The 12,845-nt window shown below is 72.1% G+C and carries 14 protein-coding genes; 7 read left to right on the forward strand and 7 right to left on the reverse strand.

The features are described from left to right. Nucleotides 1-56: 56 nt before the first annotated feature. Complete coding sequence (locus tag POF73_RS36505) at nt 57-434, forward strand: DUF779 domain-containing protein (RefSeq protein ID WP_272123512.1); 378 nt, start codon at nt 57-59, stop codon at nt 432-434. Between the two features lie 75 nt (nt 435-509). Next, nucleotides 510-1,748: a phosphodiester glycosidase family protein gene (locus POF73_RS36510; RefSeq protein WP_272123513.1), complete on the forward strand. Its 1,239-nt coding sequence runs from the start codon at nt 510-512 to the stop codon at nt 1,746-1,748. 3 nt (nt 1,749-1,751) lie between these two features. Here the strand turns inward: POF73_RS36510 and POF73_RS36515 are convergent, their stop codons facing one another. From POF73_RS36515 to POF73_RS36540, 6 genes are all read right to left on the reverse strand, one after another. After that, nucleotides 1,752-1,946 carry a hypothetical protein gene (locus POF73_RS36515; RefSeq protein ID WP_031485866.1) on the reverse strand — a complete coding sequence of 65 codons (195 nt, stop codon included), beginning with the start codon at nt 1,944-1,946 and terminating at the stop codon, nt 1,752-1,754. A 126-nt stretch (nt 1,947-2,072) separates the two neighbouring features. Next, a complete protein-coding gene (locus tag POF73_RS36520) occupies nt 2,073-2,936 on the reverse strand; it encodes a phosphatidylinositol-specific phospholipase C/glycerophosphodiester phosphodiesterase family protein (protein ID WP_272123514.1) in 864 nt (287 codons plus the stop codon). Between the two features lie 196 nt (nt 2,937-3,132). Beyond that, nucleotides 3,133-4,236: an acyl-CoA dehydrogenase family protein gene (locus POF73_RS36525; protein WP_272123515.1), complete on the reverse strand. Its 1,104-nt coding sequence runs from the start codon at nt 4,234-4,236 to the stop codon at nt 3,133-3,135. After that, entirely contained in the window at nt 4,233-5,414 is a 1,182-nt protein-coding gene (locus tag POF73_RS36530) for an acyl-CoA dehydrogenase family protein (RefSeq protein WP_272123516.1), read from the reverse strand. Before POF73_RS36530 ends, POF73_RS36525 begins: the two co-directional genes overlap by 4 nt. Beyond that, nucleotides 5,411-6,388: an NADPH:quinone oxidoreductase family protein gene (locus POF73_RS36535; RefSeq protein WP_272123517.1), complete on the reverse strand. Its 978-nt coding sequence runs from the start codon at nt 6,386-6,388 to the stop codon at nt 5,411-5,413. Before POF73_RS36535 ends, POF73_RS36530 begins: the two co-directional genes overlap by 4 nt. 103 nt (nt 6,389-6,491) lie before the next feature. Then, nucleotides 6,492-7,064, reverse strand: coding sequence for a helix-turn-helix domain-containing protein (locus tag POF73_RS36540; protein WP_272123518.1), 573 nt, complete (start codon nt 7,062-7,064; stop codon nt 6,492-6,494). A 76-nt stretch (nt 7,065-7,140) separates the two neighbouring features. On the opposite strand from POF73_RS36540, the gene POF73_RS36545 reads away from it, so the two are divergent. The 5 genes from POF73_RS36545 (at nt 7,141) to POF73_RS36565 (ending at nt 12,156) form a co-directional block, all read left to right on the forward strand. Further along, on the forward strand, nt 7,141-8,076 hold the full coding sequence (locus tag POF73_RS36545; RefSeq protein ID WP_272123519.1) for an NAD(P)/FAD-dependent oxidoreductase: 936 nt from the start codon (nt 7,141-7,143) through the stop codon (nt 8,074-8,076). Between the two features lie 141 nt (nt 8,077-8,217). Next, complete coding sequence (locus tag POF73_RS36550) at nt 8,218-9,756, forward strand: ATP-dependent DNA ligase (RefSeq protein ID WP_272123520.1); 1,539 nt, start codon at nt 8,218-8,220, stop codon at nt 9,754-9,756. Nucleotides 9,757-9,772: 16 nt separating this feature from the next. Next, nucleotides 9,773-10,246, forward strand: coding sequence for an NUDIX domain-containing protein (locus POF73_RS36555; RefSeq protein WP_272123521.1), 474 nt, complete (start codon nt 9,773-9,775; stop codon nt 10,244-10,246). A gap of 253 nt (nt 10,247-10,499) precedes the next feature. Further along, nucleotides 10,500-11,894 carry an NADP-dependent succinic semialdehyde dehydrogenase gene (locus POF73_RS36560; RefSeq protein ID WP_272123522.1) on the forward strand — a complete coding sequence of 465 codons (1,395 nt, stop codon included), beginning with the start codon at nt 10,500-10,502 and terminating at the stop codon, nt 11,892-11,894. A 25-nt stretch (nt 11,895-11,919) separates the two neighbouring features. Next, nucleotides 11,920-12,156, forward strand: coding sequence for a DUF6213 family protein (locus tag POF73_RS36565; protein ID WP_030054037.1), 237 nt, complete (start codon nt 11,920-11,922; stop codon nt 12,154-12,156). A 63-nt stretch (nt 12,157-12,219) separates the two neighbouring features. Here POF73_RS36565 and POF73_RS36570 read toward each other — a convergent pair whose 3' ends face one another. Further along, on the reverse strand, nt 12,220-12,840 hold the full coding sequence (locus POF73_RS36570; RefSeq protein WP_272123523.1) for a transcriptional regulator: 621 nt from the start codon (nt 12,838-12,840) through the stop codon (nt 12,220-12,222). Nucleotides 12,841-12,845: the final 5 nt, after the last annotated feature.

Raw genomic sequence — 12,845 nt, forward strand, 5'->3', positions numbered from 1 at the left:
GGGTGGTCAGAGCCGGTGCAACCCTCTCGCAACGTTCCCCGTGCTGCCCTTGCCCCATGGATGAGGAGATCCCGCCGTACGAGGAGACCCCGCGCGTCGAACTCACCCCCGCGGCCGCCGACCTGCTGCGCCGTCTGCGTGCGACGCACGGCCCGCTGATGTTCCACCAGTCCGGCGGCTGCTGCGACGGCAGTGCGCCGATGTGCTACCCGGAGGGCGAGTTCCGCACGGGCGGCTCGGACGTGCTGCTCGCGGAGCTGGAGGTCGAGGGGGTGGCGGAGCCGGTGACGTTCTGGATGTCGCGCAGTCAGTACGAGGCGTGGAGCCACACCCGGCTGATCGTCGACGTGGTCGAGGGCCGGGGCAGCGGCTTCTCGCTGGAGGCACCCGAGGGAGTGCGTTTCCTCACCCGTTCGCGGGTCGTCGGCGCCTAGCAACCCCGCGGGTCATCGCCGTCTGGTGCAATCCCCCTGAGCCCTGGGACATTTGACGAGACTTCAGGGGGGACTGTGACGCGTCGTCGGAAACGGTTCGGAGCGGGCAGAGCGGCACTCACGCTGCTCACGGCACTCAGTGCGCTGGCCGGTACGGCCCTGGTGGGGGCGGCACCGGCCGGCGCCGTGCCGGGGCCCGGCGCGATCGCGCCGGGTGTCCGGTACGAGGAGTTCGACATCGCGGCGGCGAGGGGCCCGGCACACGCCCATGTCCTCACCGTCGACCTGCGCGATCCGCGCGTACGCCTCGATCTGCTGTACCCGGGGGCGGTGGCGGCGCGGGCGACCATCTCGCAGCAGGCCACCGCGCAGGGCGCCGTGGCGGGGGTGAACGGGGACTTCTTCAACATCTCCGAGACCCAGCACCCGGGCGTGGAGGCGACCGGCGCGAGCGTGGGACCGGCGATCGCGCATGGCCGGGCCCTGAAGGCGGCGGTGCCCGACGGCCAGCGCTTCGGGCCGGCGCTGCCGCCCGGCACGAGCACCGAGGACGTGCTCGGCGTGGGAGCCGACCGCCGGGCCCGGCTGGACGGTCTGAGCCTCGTCGGCTCGGTCCGTACGCCCGAGGGCCGGCTGCCGCTGCGCGGGCTCAACCAGTACGCGCTGCCGGTGGACTCGATCGGGGCGTTCACGCCCGAGTGGGGCAGTGTCTCCCGGGTGCGCGCGACCTGCGGCACGGACACGGACCGGGCGGCCCCGTGCAGCACCGACACCTTCGAGGTCACGGTCAGCCACGGCAGGGTCGTGTCGACCGCCGACCACCCCGGGAGCGGTCCGATCGCGCCGGGCACCACCGTCCTGGTGGGCCGGGAGGCGGGCGCGCAGCAGTTGCGGAAGTTCTACGCGGGCGAGCCGGTACGGGTACGGCACCGGCTGGTGGCGTCGGGGGCACGGATCCCGTACCGCTTCGCTCTCGGCGGCTACCCGGTGCTCGATGACGGTCAGCCGCTGCCGGGTCTGGACGACAGGACCTCGGCGGTGCGTACCGCGGTGGGCATCGCGGACGGCGGACGGCGTCTGGTGCTGCTCGCGCTGGACGGCGCGGTCGCGTACCGCACCGGACTGACCATCGCGGAGGTGGCGTCCGTCATGCGGGAGCTGGGCTCGGTGGACGCCTTCAGCCTGGACGGCGGCGGTTCGTCGACGCTGGTCGCCCGCGCGCCGGGAGATACGGCGGTCTCCGTACGGAACCATCCGTCCGACGGACGGGAACGCCCCGTCCCCAACGGCATCGGAGTCTTCTCGGCTCCCTGACGGTCACGGTCTGAGGCTGCTGACGATGTCCGCGGTGGCCGTCAGACCGCTGTGGATGGTGGGCGCCATGCTGGTGCTGGCCAGGTAGAAGCCGAGCAGTAGGCACACGATCGCGTGGGTGATCTTCAGTCCGCCGTTGCGGACGAAGATCACCGCCAGTACGAACAAGAGCAACACCACTGAGATGGAAATGGCCATCGTCAACCTCCTCCGCCACGCCGACTTGCCTGGTTCATGGCGTTCGGCCGTAAGTGTGGCGTAGCGGAGGGTTCGTCCGGGCGGCTGACCTGTCCTCCGAACGTGTGGTGTTCCCGCGCGGCGCGGCTAGGCCGTCCGGTGGGCGTCCAGGAACGCCTCCAGGCCGGCGAGGTCGTCGGTATTGAGGAAGTCGACGTCGGCGGCGAGCAGTTCGCTCCACAGCGCGTCGCGGGCCGGGCCGGCCGCGTCCGGGGTGGCCCAGAAGCGCACCTTCTGGCCGCGCGAGTGCGCCGCCCGGACGATGCCCCGCAGCTTCTGCCGCTCGACGTCCGGGAAGGTCCCCTCGCCGAGCCAGGTGAAGTTCAGCGTCCAGTTGTCGCTGATCAGCGGGATGAAGGAGGCGGGCGCCGCGGTGCCGAGGTCGGCGAGCCGGCCGTCGTAGAAGGCGCGGCGCACCTTCTGGGCCTCCATCGGCACCCGGGCGGCACGGTCGCCGGAGATCACGGCGGTGACGGGGCCCGGGAGGACGCGGCCGTGGACGTAGGTCGTGAACAGGTGCTTGTAGCGGCTGAGGTGCTTGTCGAGTTCGAGGTACGTCGACGAGCCCTCGGTCTTGATGTCGATGAGCAGTTGGACGGGCTTGCGGTAGCCCCGGTAGACCGAGCCGTGGTTGGCCCGTACGCGGGCGGCCAGCGGGTCGAGGTAGAGGGACTCCAGGGTGCGGGTGGGGTCGAGGTCCTCGGGGTCGTGGGCGACGAGGAGCTGGTCGCCGACCAGGTAGATGTCGGCTTCGAGGCTGCCGAAGCGGTGGTCGAGGGCGTCGAGGAGGGGGCGCGGGTGCTCGTAGTCGTTGTGGGCGTGCGCCCGCCACAACGGACGCGGGTGGTGCTTGTGTTCACCCGCCCGCGCACTGGTGGCGGGCAGGGCGACCGCGCCCGCGAGGGCGGCGCCGAGGGTGGTGAGGGCTCTGCGACGGGTGGTGAGGGCCATGCGTTTGCCTCCCTGACAGGGGCGATCCGGACGGAGGGAACCGCTGTGAGTATGCGATTCCGAGGGGTCCGAACAGCAGTGCCCGGGCGGGGAGTTGGCCGGACCGCCGTCCTGCGTTCACTTCCTCCGTGCAGGGCACACGAAAAGGCCCGCCCCAGGTGGGGCGGGCTTTTCGCGTGGTTCGCTCAGGTGTACGTCAGGGAGCCTGGAGGTCGACGAATTCGGCCAGTGCCTCGCGGTGGGCGCCCGCGGTGCCGTACGCGATCGAGTCGGCCTTGGCCCGCTTCAGGTACAGATGGATCGGATGCTCCCAGGTCATCCCGATGCCGGCATGCAGCTGAAGAGCCTCCTCGGCGGCGTGCACGGCGACGCGGGCCGCGTACGCCTGGGCGACGGCGACCGCCACCTCGACGTCCTCGCCGGTCGCCAGCGCGTCGGCCGCGTTGCGGGCGGCGGCGCGCAGGTTGACGACCTCCAGCCACAGCTGGGCGAGCCGGTGCTTGAGGGCCTGGAAGCCGCCGACGGGCCGGTTGAACTGCTTGCGGTCCTTCAAGTAGCGGACCGTCTCGGTCAACGTCCAGTCGGCGAGCCCGAGTTGCTCGGATGCCAGCAGCCCGGCCCCGGCGCACAGGGCGCGTCGTACGGCGTGCTCGGCGTCCCCGAGCAGCCGGCCGCGCGCACCGTCCAGGGTGACCGTCGCGACGGGCCGGGTCAGGTCCAGGGAGGCCTGCGGGGTGACGGTCACCGCGTCGGCGTCCACCGCGTACAGCCCGCCGTCGTCCGCGGGCACGAGCAGCACATCGGCGGCGGACGCGTCCGCGATACCGGTCAGCTCCCCGTGCAGGGCGCCGTTCTCATGGCGTACGACCTTGTAGGCGCCGCCCGGAGCGACGTTCAGGGCGACGGCGAGAGCGCCGATCCTCCGCCCGGACGCCAGCTCGGCGAGCAGGCCCCCCTCCGCCTCGCAGGCGAGCAGTGCCTCGGTGGCCACGACAGCGCTCGTCAGATAGGGCACCGGAGCGACCGCGCGCCCCAGCTCCTCCAGTACGACGGCGACTTCGCGGTGCGTGGCCCCCTGGCCGCCCTCGGCCTCCGGGACCAGCAGCCCGGCCAGGCCCATGCCGTCGGCGAGCGCCTTCCACGCCGCCAGGTCGTGCGGGGTGTCCGACTCGGTGCGGGCGATGACGCCGGGCGCGTCGCAGTGGTCGGCGAGCAGGTCCCGCACGGCGGCGCGCAGCGCCTCTTCCTCCTCCGAGTACAGCAGGTCGGGCTGTGTGCTCTGTGCTGGCGGCGTCTTCATCGGGCCAGGTCCTTCCAGGCGACGTCCTTGTCGGTGCGCGGCTCGGACGGCAGGCCCAGGACGCGCTCGGCGACGATGTTCAGCAGGACCTCGCTGGTCCCGCCCTCGATGCTGTTGCCCTTGGCGCGGAGGTAGCGGTAGCCGGCGTCGCGGCCGGTGAAGTCCACGAGCTCCGGGCGCCGCATGGTCCAGTCGTCGTACAACAGCCCTTCCTCGCCGCGGAGTTCGACCTCCAGGCCGCTGATCTCCTGGTTGAGGCGGGCGAAGGCCAGCTTCATGCCGGCGCCCTCGGGGCCGGGCTGGCCCAGGGCGAGCTGCTGGCGCAGGCGTTCGCCGGTGAGCCGGGCGACCTCGGCGTCGACCCACAGCGTGAGCAGCCGCTGGTGCAGGTCGTGGGTGCGCAGTTCGGGGCGCTCGCGCCAGGTCCTGGCGACCGGGCCGATCATGCCGCCCTCACGGGGCAGCCGCATGCCGCCGATGGCGACGCGCTCGTTGTTCAGTGTGGTCTGCGCGACCTTCCAGCCGTTGCCGATCTCGCCGAGGCGGCACGCGTCCGGGATACGGACGTCGGTCAGGAAGACCTCGTTGAACTCGGCCTCGCCGGTGATCTGGCGCAGTGGCCGGACCTCGACACCCGGGTCGGTCATGTCGCACAGGAAGTAGGTGATGCCCGCGTGCTTGGGCACGCTCGGATCGGTGCGGGCGATGAGGATGGCCCAGCGGGAGTTGTGGGCGCCGGACGTCCACACCTTCTGCCCGTTGACCACCCACTCGTCGCCCTCACGGACGGCCCGGGTGCCGAGCGCGGCGAGGTCGGATCCGGCGCCGGGCTCGCTGAACAGCTGGCACCAGACCTCCTCCCCCACCCACAGGGGCCGCAGATAGCGCTGCTTCTGCTCCTCGGTGCCGTACTTCAGGATCGTCGGCGCCGCCATGCCCAGGCCGATGCCGTTGCGCCGGGGGTCGTTGTCGGGGGCGCCCGCGGCCTCCAGCTCGGTGTCCACGACCGCCTGGAGGGAGCGCGCCGCGCCGAGGCCGCCGAGGCCCTCGGGGTAGTGCACCCAGGCCAGCCCGGCGTCGAAGCGGGCGCGCAGGAAGTCCAGGCGCTCGGTGGTGGCCGGCGGGTGTGCGGCCAGCAGCTCCGCCGTACGGCGTCGCAGTTCTGCGGCGTCGATCATGCCGCGCCTCCTTCGGTGAGTCCCGGGATCACGGCGACGCGCCCCGTGGTGACGCCGTCGGCGACCCGCTGCACGGCGCCGGCGGCCCCGCCCAGCGGCACGCGCTCGCTCACCAGCGGCTTGATCGCGCCCCGGGCGGCCAGCTCGGTGAGCTGCTCGTGGCAGTGCTGGATCAGCTTCGGGTTCTTGGTGTTGTACAGGCCCCAGTGCAGGCCGAGGATCGAGTAGTTCTTCACCAGGGCGTGGTTGAGCGCCGGGCTGGGGATGGTGCCGCTCGCGAAGCCGACGACCACGATCCGGCCCTCGAAGGCGACGACCTTGGCGGACTGGACGTAGGCCTCGCCGCCGACCGGGTCGTAGATGACGTCGGCGCCCCGGCCTCCGGTGGCCTCCTTCACGGCGGCGATGACGTCCTCGGCGCGTCGGTCGATGACGACGTCACAGCCCAGTTCCCTGGCCACGGCCGCCTTGTCGGCGCCGCCCACGACGCCGATGACCCGGGCGCCGGCCGCCCTGCCGAGCTGCACGGCCGCGCTGCCGACCCCTCCTGCGGCAGCGTGGACGAGCAGCGTCTCCCCGGCCTCCAGCGCGGCCCGGCGGTGCAGGCCGAACCAGCCGGTCTGGTAGCCGATGTGCAGGGCGGCGGCCTCGGCGTCGTCCAGCGCCTCGGGGGCGGGCAGGACGGCACGGGCGTCCGCTACGGCGTACTCGGCGAAACCGCCGTACGGCAGGGCGGGGTTGGCGAGGACGCGGCGTCCGTCCTCGGTCTCGCCGCAGATCTCCACTCCCGGCGTGAACGGCAGCGGCGGCCGGACCTGGTACTGCCCCCGGCACAGCAGCGCGTCCGGGAAGTTGATGTTCGCGGCACGCACCTTCAGCAGGACCTGGCCGTCACCGGGCGTGGGCGTCTCGACGTCTTCGAGGCGCATCACCTCGCTCGGCTCGCCGTTCTCGTGCACTTGCCATGCCTGCATGCGGTGCCTCCACGGGGGACTGCTTCGTCTGACCGGGGTCGGTTCGCATACTAAGCGGTCGCTTGCCAATCAGGGAACAGTCCGCGGGCAACAGTCGCATCCGTCACGCCTTCCGGGGACGCGCCCGCACGTGCATCCGCTCCCCCTGCGGCCCGAACAGGCTCAGGAACTCGGCCGGCCCCTCCCCCGTCGACCCGAACCAGTGCGGCACCCGCGTGTCGAACTCGGCCGCCTCTCCCGCCGTGAGCACCACGTCGTGCTCGCCCAGCACGACCCGCAGCCGGCCGGACAGCACATACAGCCACTCGTAGCCCTCGTGGGTGCGCGGTTCGGGCTCCTCGCCGCGCTGCGGCACCAGCACCTTGAAGGCCTGGAGGCCACCGGGCTGCCGGGTGAGCGGCCAGTAGGTGCGCCCGTGCTGCACGATCGGCTTGGCCCGCACCCGGGGGTCCCCCACCGGCGGGGTCCCTACCAGCTCGTCCAGCGGCACCTGGTGGGCCTGGGCGATCGGCAGCAACAGCTCCAGGCTGGGCTTGCGCAGACCGGACTCCAGCCGGGACAGGGTGCTGACGGAGATGCCGGTCGTCTCGGACAGCGCCGCGAGCGTCACCTCCCGGTCCTTGCGCAGCCTTCTGAGCCGTGGCCCCACTTCGGCGAGAACGTCGTCGGTGCTCATGTCTGTATTGCAGAATCAGCAAGTTGGTTTGTCAATACCGTGCCGCGGGGCGACTGTCGTGGTGGAGGTGTTCACCATGAACGAGAAGCACACCGAGCAGTACGAGGTCGTGATCGTCGGAGGCGGCGCGGCCGGCCTGTCCGCAGCCCTGGTCCTGGGCCGAGCCCGGCGCCGGACCCTGGTCGTCGACGCGGGCGAGCCACGCAACGCGCCCGCCGCCCACATGCAGGGCTATCTCTCCCGCGACGGCATGTCACCCGCCGATTTCCTGGCCGCCGGACGCGAGGAGATCGCGCGCTACGGCGTGGAGCTGGTCCGGGACCGGGCGGTGGACGTCGAGCGCGGCGAGGACTTCGCGATCACACTGGCCGGCGGCCGGCATGTGCACGCCCGGCGTCTCGTCATCGCCACCGGCCTCAAGGACGAGCTTCCCGAGGTCCCCGGCGTCGCCGAGCGCTTCGGCAAGGACGTGCTGCACTGCCCGTACTGCCACGGCTGGGAGGTCCGCGACCAGGCCTTCGGCGTGCTGGCGACCACTCCGATGAGCGTGCACCAGGCGCTCATGGTGTCGCAGTGGTCGAAGGACGTGACCTTCTTCCTGCACGAGGTCGCCGAGTCGGACCTCTCGGACGACGACCTGCGCAGGCTCGCGGCGGCCGGCGTGAAGGTGCTCCCGGGCACGGTGGCCGGGCTGCTGATCGAGGACGACCGGCTGACCGGCGTACGCCTGGCGGACGGCACGGTGCACGCACGCGAGGTGCTGTTCGTCGCCCCCCGCGCGGTGCCGCAGACCGGGCTGCTGGAGAAGCTCGGCGCCGACCTCCACGAGACCCCCTTCGGTGCGTACCCGGTGGTCGACCCGACAGGGCTCACCTCCGTGCCGGGCGTCTGGGCGGTAGGCAACGCGATGGGCTTCTCGGAGCAGGTCATCAACGCTGCGGCGGGAGGCTACCGGGCGGGAGCCTTCATTAACGGAGAGCTGCTGATGAGCGACCTGGACGCGGCCCTGTAAGGGGCGCGGGGCTGTATCGATATGCGGCTCCGCCGCGTGGGCGCGACCAGCCCCAACGGCGCCGCACCCGAATGACTGCCCACCGCGGCAACAACCGTTCGTCGGGGTGTAAACCCGCGGAGCGCGTCGCACCATGGCTGCATGCTGCTCACCCGGCTGGCCCGCGTGTCCCAGGAGATCGCCGCGACCTCGGCGCGGTCCCGGAAGATCGCTCTGCTCGCTGAGCTCTTCCGGGACGCCGAGGCGGACGACGTGCCGATCGTGATCCCGTATCTGGCGGGCCGGCTGCCGCAGGGCCGGCTCGGCATCGGCTGGAAGGTGCTGAGCCGACCGGTCGCCCCGGCCGCCGAGCCGACCCTGACCGTGCGCCTGGTGGACGCCCGGCTCACCGAGCTCGGCAAGGTGTCGGGGGCCGGGTCGCAGGCCGAACGGGCCCGGCTGGTCGGCGAGTTGATGGGTGCGGCCACGGAGGACGAACAGCGCTTCCTGTTCGGGCTGATCACCGGCGAGGTCCGGCAGGGAGCGCTGGACGCGGTCGCGGTGGAGGGGCTGGCGGTGGCGACCGGGGCGCCGCCCGCCGACGTACGCCGCGCGGTGATGCTCGCCGGTTCGCTCCAGAACGTCGCCCGGGCGCTGCTCGCGGACGGGCCGGAGTCGCTTCACCGCTTCCGGCTCACCGTCGGCCGCCCGGTCCTGCCCATGCTGGCCCACACCGCATCCTCGGTGTCCGAGGCGGTCGGCAAGCTGGGCGGCTGCGCGGTCGAGGAGAAGCTGGACGGCATCCGGGTCCAGGTCCACCGCGAGGGCCGGACGGTACGGATCTACACCCGCACCCTGGACGACATCACCGACCGTCTGCCCGAACTGACCTCGGCCGCCCTGGAGTTGAGGGGCGAGCGCTTCATCCTGGACGGCGAGGTCATCGCCTTCGACGACGCGGGCCGGCCCCGCTCCTTCCAGGAGACCGCCGGCCGCGTGGGCTCCCGCGTGGACGTGGCGACGGCGGCCGAGGAGGTCCCCCTCTCCCCCGTCTTCTTCGACGCCCTGTCCGTGGACGACCGCGACCTGCTCGACCTGCCCTTCGCCGACCGGCACGCGGAACTGGCCCGGCTGGTCCCCGAGCCGATGCGGGTGCGCCGCACGCTGGTGGCCGGTCCCGACGACCTCGCCCGGGCCGAGGACTTCCTCGCCGAGACCCTCGGGCGCGGCCACGAGGGCGTCGTCGTCAAGGCCCTCGACGCCCCGTACAGCGCGGGCCGGCGCGGCGCCTCCTGGCTCAAGGTAAAGCCCGTCCACACCCTCGACCTGGTGGTGCTGGCCGCCGAGTGGGGCCACGGCCGCAGGACCGGCAAGCTGTCCAACCTCCACCTGGGGGCACGCACGGCCGACGGCGGCTTCGCCATGCTCGGCAAGACCTTCAAGGGCATGACCGACGCGATGCTGACCTGGCAGACCGAGCGACTCCAGGAGCTGGCCGTCGAGACCGGCGACTGGGTGGTGACCGTACGCCCCGAGCTCGTCGTGGAGATCGCCTACGACGGCCTCCAGCGCTCGACCCGCTATCCGGCCGGCGTCACCCTCCGCTTCGCCCGCGTGGTCCGCTACCGCGAGGACAAGCGGCCCGAGGAGGCCGACACGGTCGAGACGCTGCTGGCCGCCCACCCGGAGGTGAAGCCGTGACCGCGAGGAGGAAACCGTGAGCGCGTCCCGCGAGAAGCGCAGCGCGGGCCTGCTGCTCTTCCGCCGCACCGACCACGGCCTGGAAGTGCTGCTCGGCCATATGGGCGGCCCGTTCTTCGCCAAGCGCGACGCCGGGGCGTGGACCGTCCCGAAGGGCGAGTACGAACCCGACGAGCCGGCCTGGGACGCCGCCCGCCGCGAGTTCCGGGAGGAGCTCGGGCTGCCGCCGCCCGACGGTGCGGCCGTACCGCTCGGCGAGATCCGGCAGACAGGCGGCAAGATCGTCACGGCGTGGGCGATCGAGGCCGACCTCGATCCGGCGGCGGTGGTCCCGGGCACCTTCCGGATGGAGTGGCCGCCGCGCTCGGGCCGGACGCAGGAGTTCCCGGAGCTGGACCGGGTGGAGTGGCTGGCCGTCGAGCGGGCGCGGGAGGTCGTCGTCAAGGCCCAGGCCGCGTTTCTCGACCGGCTGGCGGAGCACTCGGCCTGAGAGCCTGTGAAGAGGCCCCCGCCTGCGCCGCGGCGTCTGGCACGCACGCTCGCCGCGTTACCGAAACGCCCACGTGGCTCCGCCACGAGGGCGCTCCGGCGCCTTGCGATCGCACGCACCAGACGCCGCGGCGCCCGCCCTCCGGGCGGACGACGGGGGCCTCTTCACAGGCTCTCGCAGCCGTACACGCGTTGCGGTACCCACCGCCGCGCGGGAAGGTCGAAGCACAAGCCCGCTCCCAGGAGGTTCAGGGATGCCCATCGCAACGGTGAACCCGGCCAACGGCGAGACGCTGAAGACGTACGAGGCCATGGGTACCGAGGAGATCGAGCGCAGGCTCCAGCTCGCCGAGGCCACGTTCCGCACCTACCGGGCGACCAGCTTCGTCGACCGCGGCCGCCTGCTGCTCCAGGCCGCGAATCTCCTGGAAGAGGACCAGCAGGACGTCGCCCGGATGATGACCACCGAGATGGGCAAGCCCATCAAGCAGGCGCGCGCGGAGGTCGCCAAGTGCGCCAAGGCGATGCGCTGGTACGCCGACCACGCCGAGGAACTGCTCGCCGACGAGGAGCCGGCCGAGTCCGACGTGAAGGACTCGGGCGCGTCGCGGGTGCGGGTGCGGTACCGGCCGCTGGGGCCGGTACTCGCGGTGATGCCGTGGAACTTCCCCCTCTGGCAGGTCGTGCGCTTCGCGGCCCCGGCGCTGATGGCGGGCAACGTCGGCCTGCTGAAGCACGCCTCGAACGTCCCCCAGACCGCGCTCTACATCGAGGACCTGTTCCATCGCGCGGGATACCCCGAGGGCTGCTTCCAGACCCTGCTCATCGGCTCCGGCCAGGTCGACGAGGTGCTGCGCGACGAGCGGGTCAGGGCGGCCACGCTGACGGGAAGCGAGCCCGCGGGCCGCGCGGTCGCCTCCACCGCCGGGGAGATGATCAAGAAGACGGTGCTGGAGCTCGGCGGCAGCGACCCGTACGTCGTCATGCCGTCGGCCGACGTCGACCGCGCCGCGCGGATCGCGGTGACCGCGCGGGTGCAGAACACCGGGCAGTCGTGCATCGCCGCCAAGCGGTTCATCGTGCACACGGACGTCTACGACGCCTTCGCCGAGCGGTTCGTCGAGGGCATGAAGGCGCTGGTGGTCGGCGATCCGATGCAGGAGGGGACGGACGTCGGCCCGCTGTCGAGCGAGAAGGGGCGGGCCGATCTGGAGGAACTGGTCGACGACGCCCGGCGCAGCGGAGCGGAGGTGCTGTGCGGCGGTCACCAGCTGCGCCGTCCCGAGCTGCCCGGCTGGTACTACGCGCCGACCGTCCTCGCCGGCATCACCCGTGAGATGCGGATCCACCGGGAGGAGGCGTTCGGGCCGGTCGCCACGCTGTACCGGGCGGGTGACCTGGACGAGGCGGTGCTCATCGCCAACGACTCGCTGTTCGGTCTGAGCTCCAACGTGTGGACGCGGGACGAGGCCGAGGTGGACCGTTTCGTCCGGGATCTGGAGGCGGGGAGCGTGTTCGTGAACGGGATGACGGCGTCCCATCCGGCGTTCCCGTTCGGCGGAGTGAAGCGGTCCGGATTCGGCCGTGAGCTGTCCGGGCACGGAATCCGGGAGTTCTGCAACATCACCACCGTTTGGCACGGTGCGTGAGCACCGCGCGACTACGATCCCGGGTGTGAACCGCGAAGTTACTCTGCCGCTGATCGTCGATGACCGGGGGACGCTGCAGGTCGCTGCCGCCGATGTGAGCAAGCTGCTGCGTACTGTGGGTGGTCGGTGGCTGCACCTGGTCGAGGCCGGGGAGGACGGACTCGACGAGGACACGGTGGCCGCGCTGACCATCGAGCTGGCGAAGCTCGCGGATCGTATCGACGTGGCGTGCATCGCGCACAGCAGCGGGACTACGCCGTAGGAGTGGCGGTGCGGCGCCGGGTGCGGGCGGTTCGTGGCTGGTCGCGCAGTTCCCCGCGCCCCTTCAAGGGCGTTCGCTCAGGGTTGCCCAGAACATCGCCTCGTAGTGCTCAAGCAGTCCGCCGTACCGGTGTGCGCGTTCCTCGTCCAGCCGGCCGGCATCCCGTCCCGCCCGGACCGCGGCCGTTGCCCTCTGCTCCAGCTCCGGGGACGGTTCCGCGAAGAAGTCGAAGAAGGCGCAGGCCTCGTCCGTGAAGCCGTAGTGGCGGCGCAGGGCCTCGGCGATGGTGGCGCAGTAGCCGCCCCAGGTCGAGAAGTTGGCCGTGAGGGCCAGTACCGCCTCGGGCGGCGAGGCGTTCAGGGCGAGCCAGGCCACGTACGAGGGGTAGGCCTGGCACCCCGGCAGCGGTTCGTAGGCGGCCGCCCGCGCCTCCGTCACCCCACACGCGACCGCGAACGCACTCAGGCGCTCCCCCGCGAGTACCTCGCCCTCGGCCAGCAGGGTGAAGAAGGCTGCGGACTCGGGGGCGTCGAGGGTGGCGCGTTGAGCCAGGTGAAGGAAGGCACGACGGTCAGCGGGGATGACCCGGCTCTGTTCCAGGGCGACGGCGGCGAGAGTGGTGGTCCGGTCGGCCTCGCCACTGGCGATCAGAGTTACGAGAGGGTTGCCCTGCAGGTCGCTCATCGGCG

This window comes from Streptomyces sp. HD, assembly GCF_028369295.1.
Taxonomy (GTDB): domain Bacteria; phylum Actinomycetota; class Actinomycetes; order Streptomycetales; family Streptomycetaceae; genus Streptomyces.

Bases quoted from the DNA above. Each gene is read 5' to 3' on its own strand.
- POF73_RS36505 (WP_272123512.1), top strand. From the start codon at position 57: ATGGATGAGGAGATCCCGCCGTACGAGGAGACCCCGCGCGTCGAACTC.
- POF73_RS36515 (WP_031485866.1), bottom strand. From the start codon at position 1,946: ATGGCCATTTCCATCTCAGTGGTGTTGCTCTTGTTCGTACTGGCGGTG.
- POF73_RS36520 (WP_272123514.1), bottom strand. From the start codon at position 2,936: ATGGCCCTCACCACCCGTCGCAGAGCCCTCACCACCCTCGGCGCCGCC.
- POF73_RS36525 (WP_272123515.1), bottom strand. From the start codon at position 4,236: ATGAAGACGCCGCCAGCACAGAGCACACAGCCCGACCTGCTGTACTCG.
- POF73_RS36530 (WP_272123516.1), bottom strand. From the start codon at position 5,414: ATGATCGACGCCGCAGAACTGCGACGCCGTACGGCGGAGCTGCTGGCC.
- POF73_RS36535 (WP_272123517.1), bottom strand. From the start codon at position 6,388: ATGCAGGCATGGCAAGTGCACGAGAACGGCGAGCCGAGCGAGGTGATG.
- POF73_RS36540 (WP_272123518.1), bottom strand. From the start codon at position 7,064: ATGAGCACCGACGACGTTCTCGCCGAAGTGGGGCCACGGCTCAGAAGG.
- POF73_RS36545 (WP_272123519.1), top strand. From the start codon at position 7,141: ATGAACGAGAAGCACACCGAGCAGTACGAGGTCGTGATCGTCGGAGGC.
- POF73_RS36550 (WP_272123520.1), top strand. From the start codon at position 8,218: ATGCTGCTCACCCGGCTGGCCCGCGTGTCCCAGGAGATCGCCGCGACC.
- POF73_RS36560 (WP_272123522.1), top strand. From the start codon at position 10,500: ATGCCCATCGCAACGGTGAACCCGGCCAACGGCGAGACGCTGAAGACG.
- POF73_RS36570 (WP_272123523.1), bottom strand. From the start codon at position 12,840: ATGAGCGACCTGCAGGGCAACCCTCTCGTAACTCTGATCGCCAGTGGC.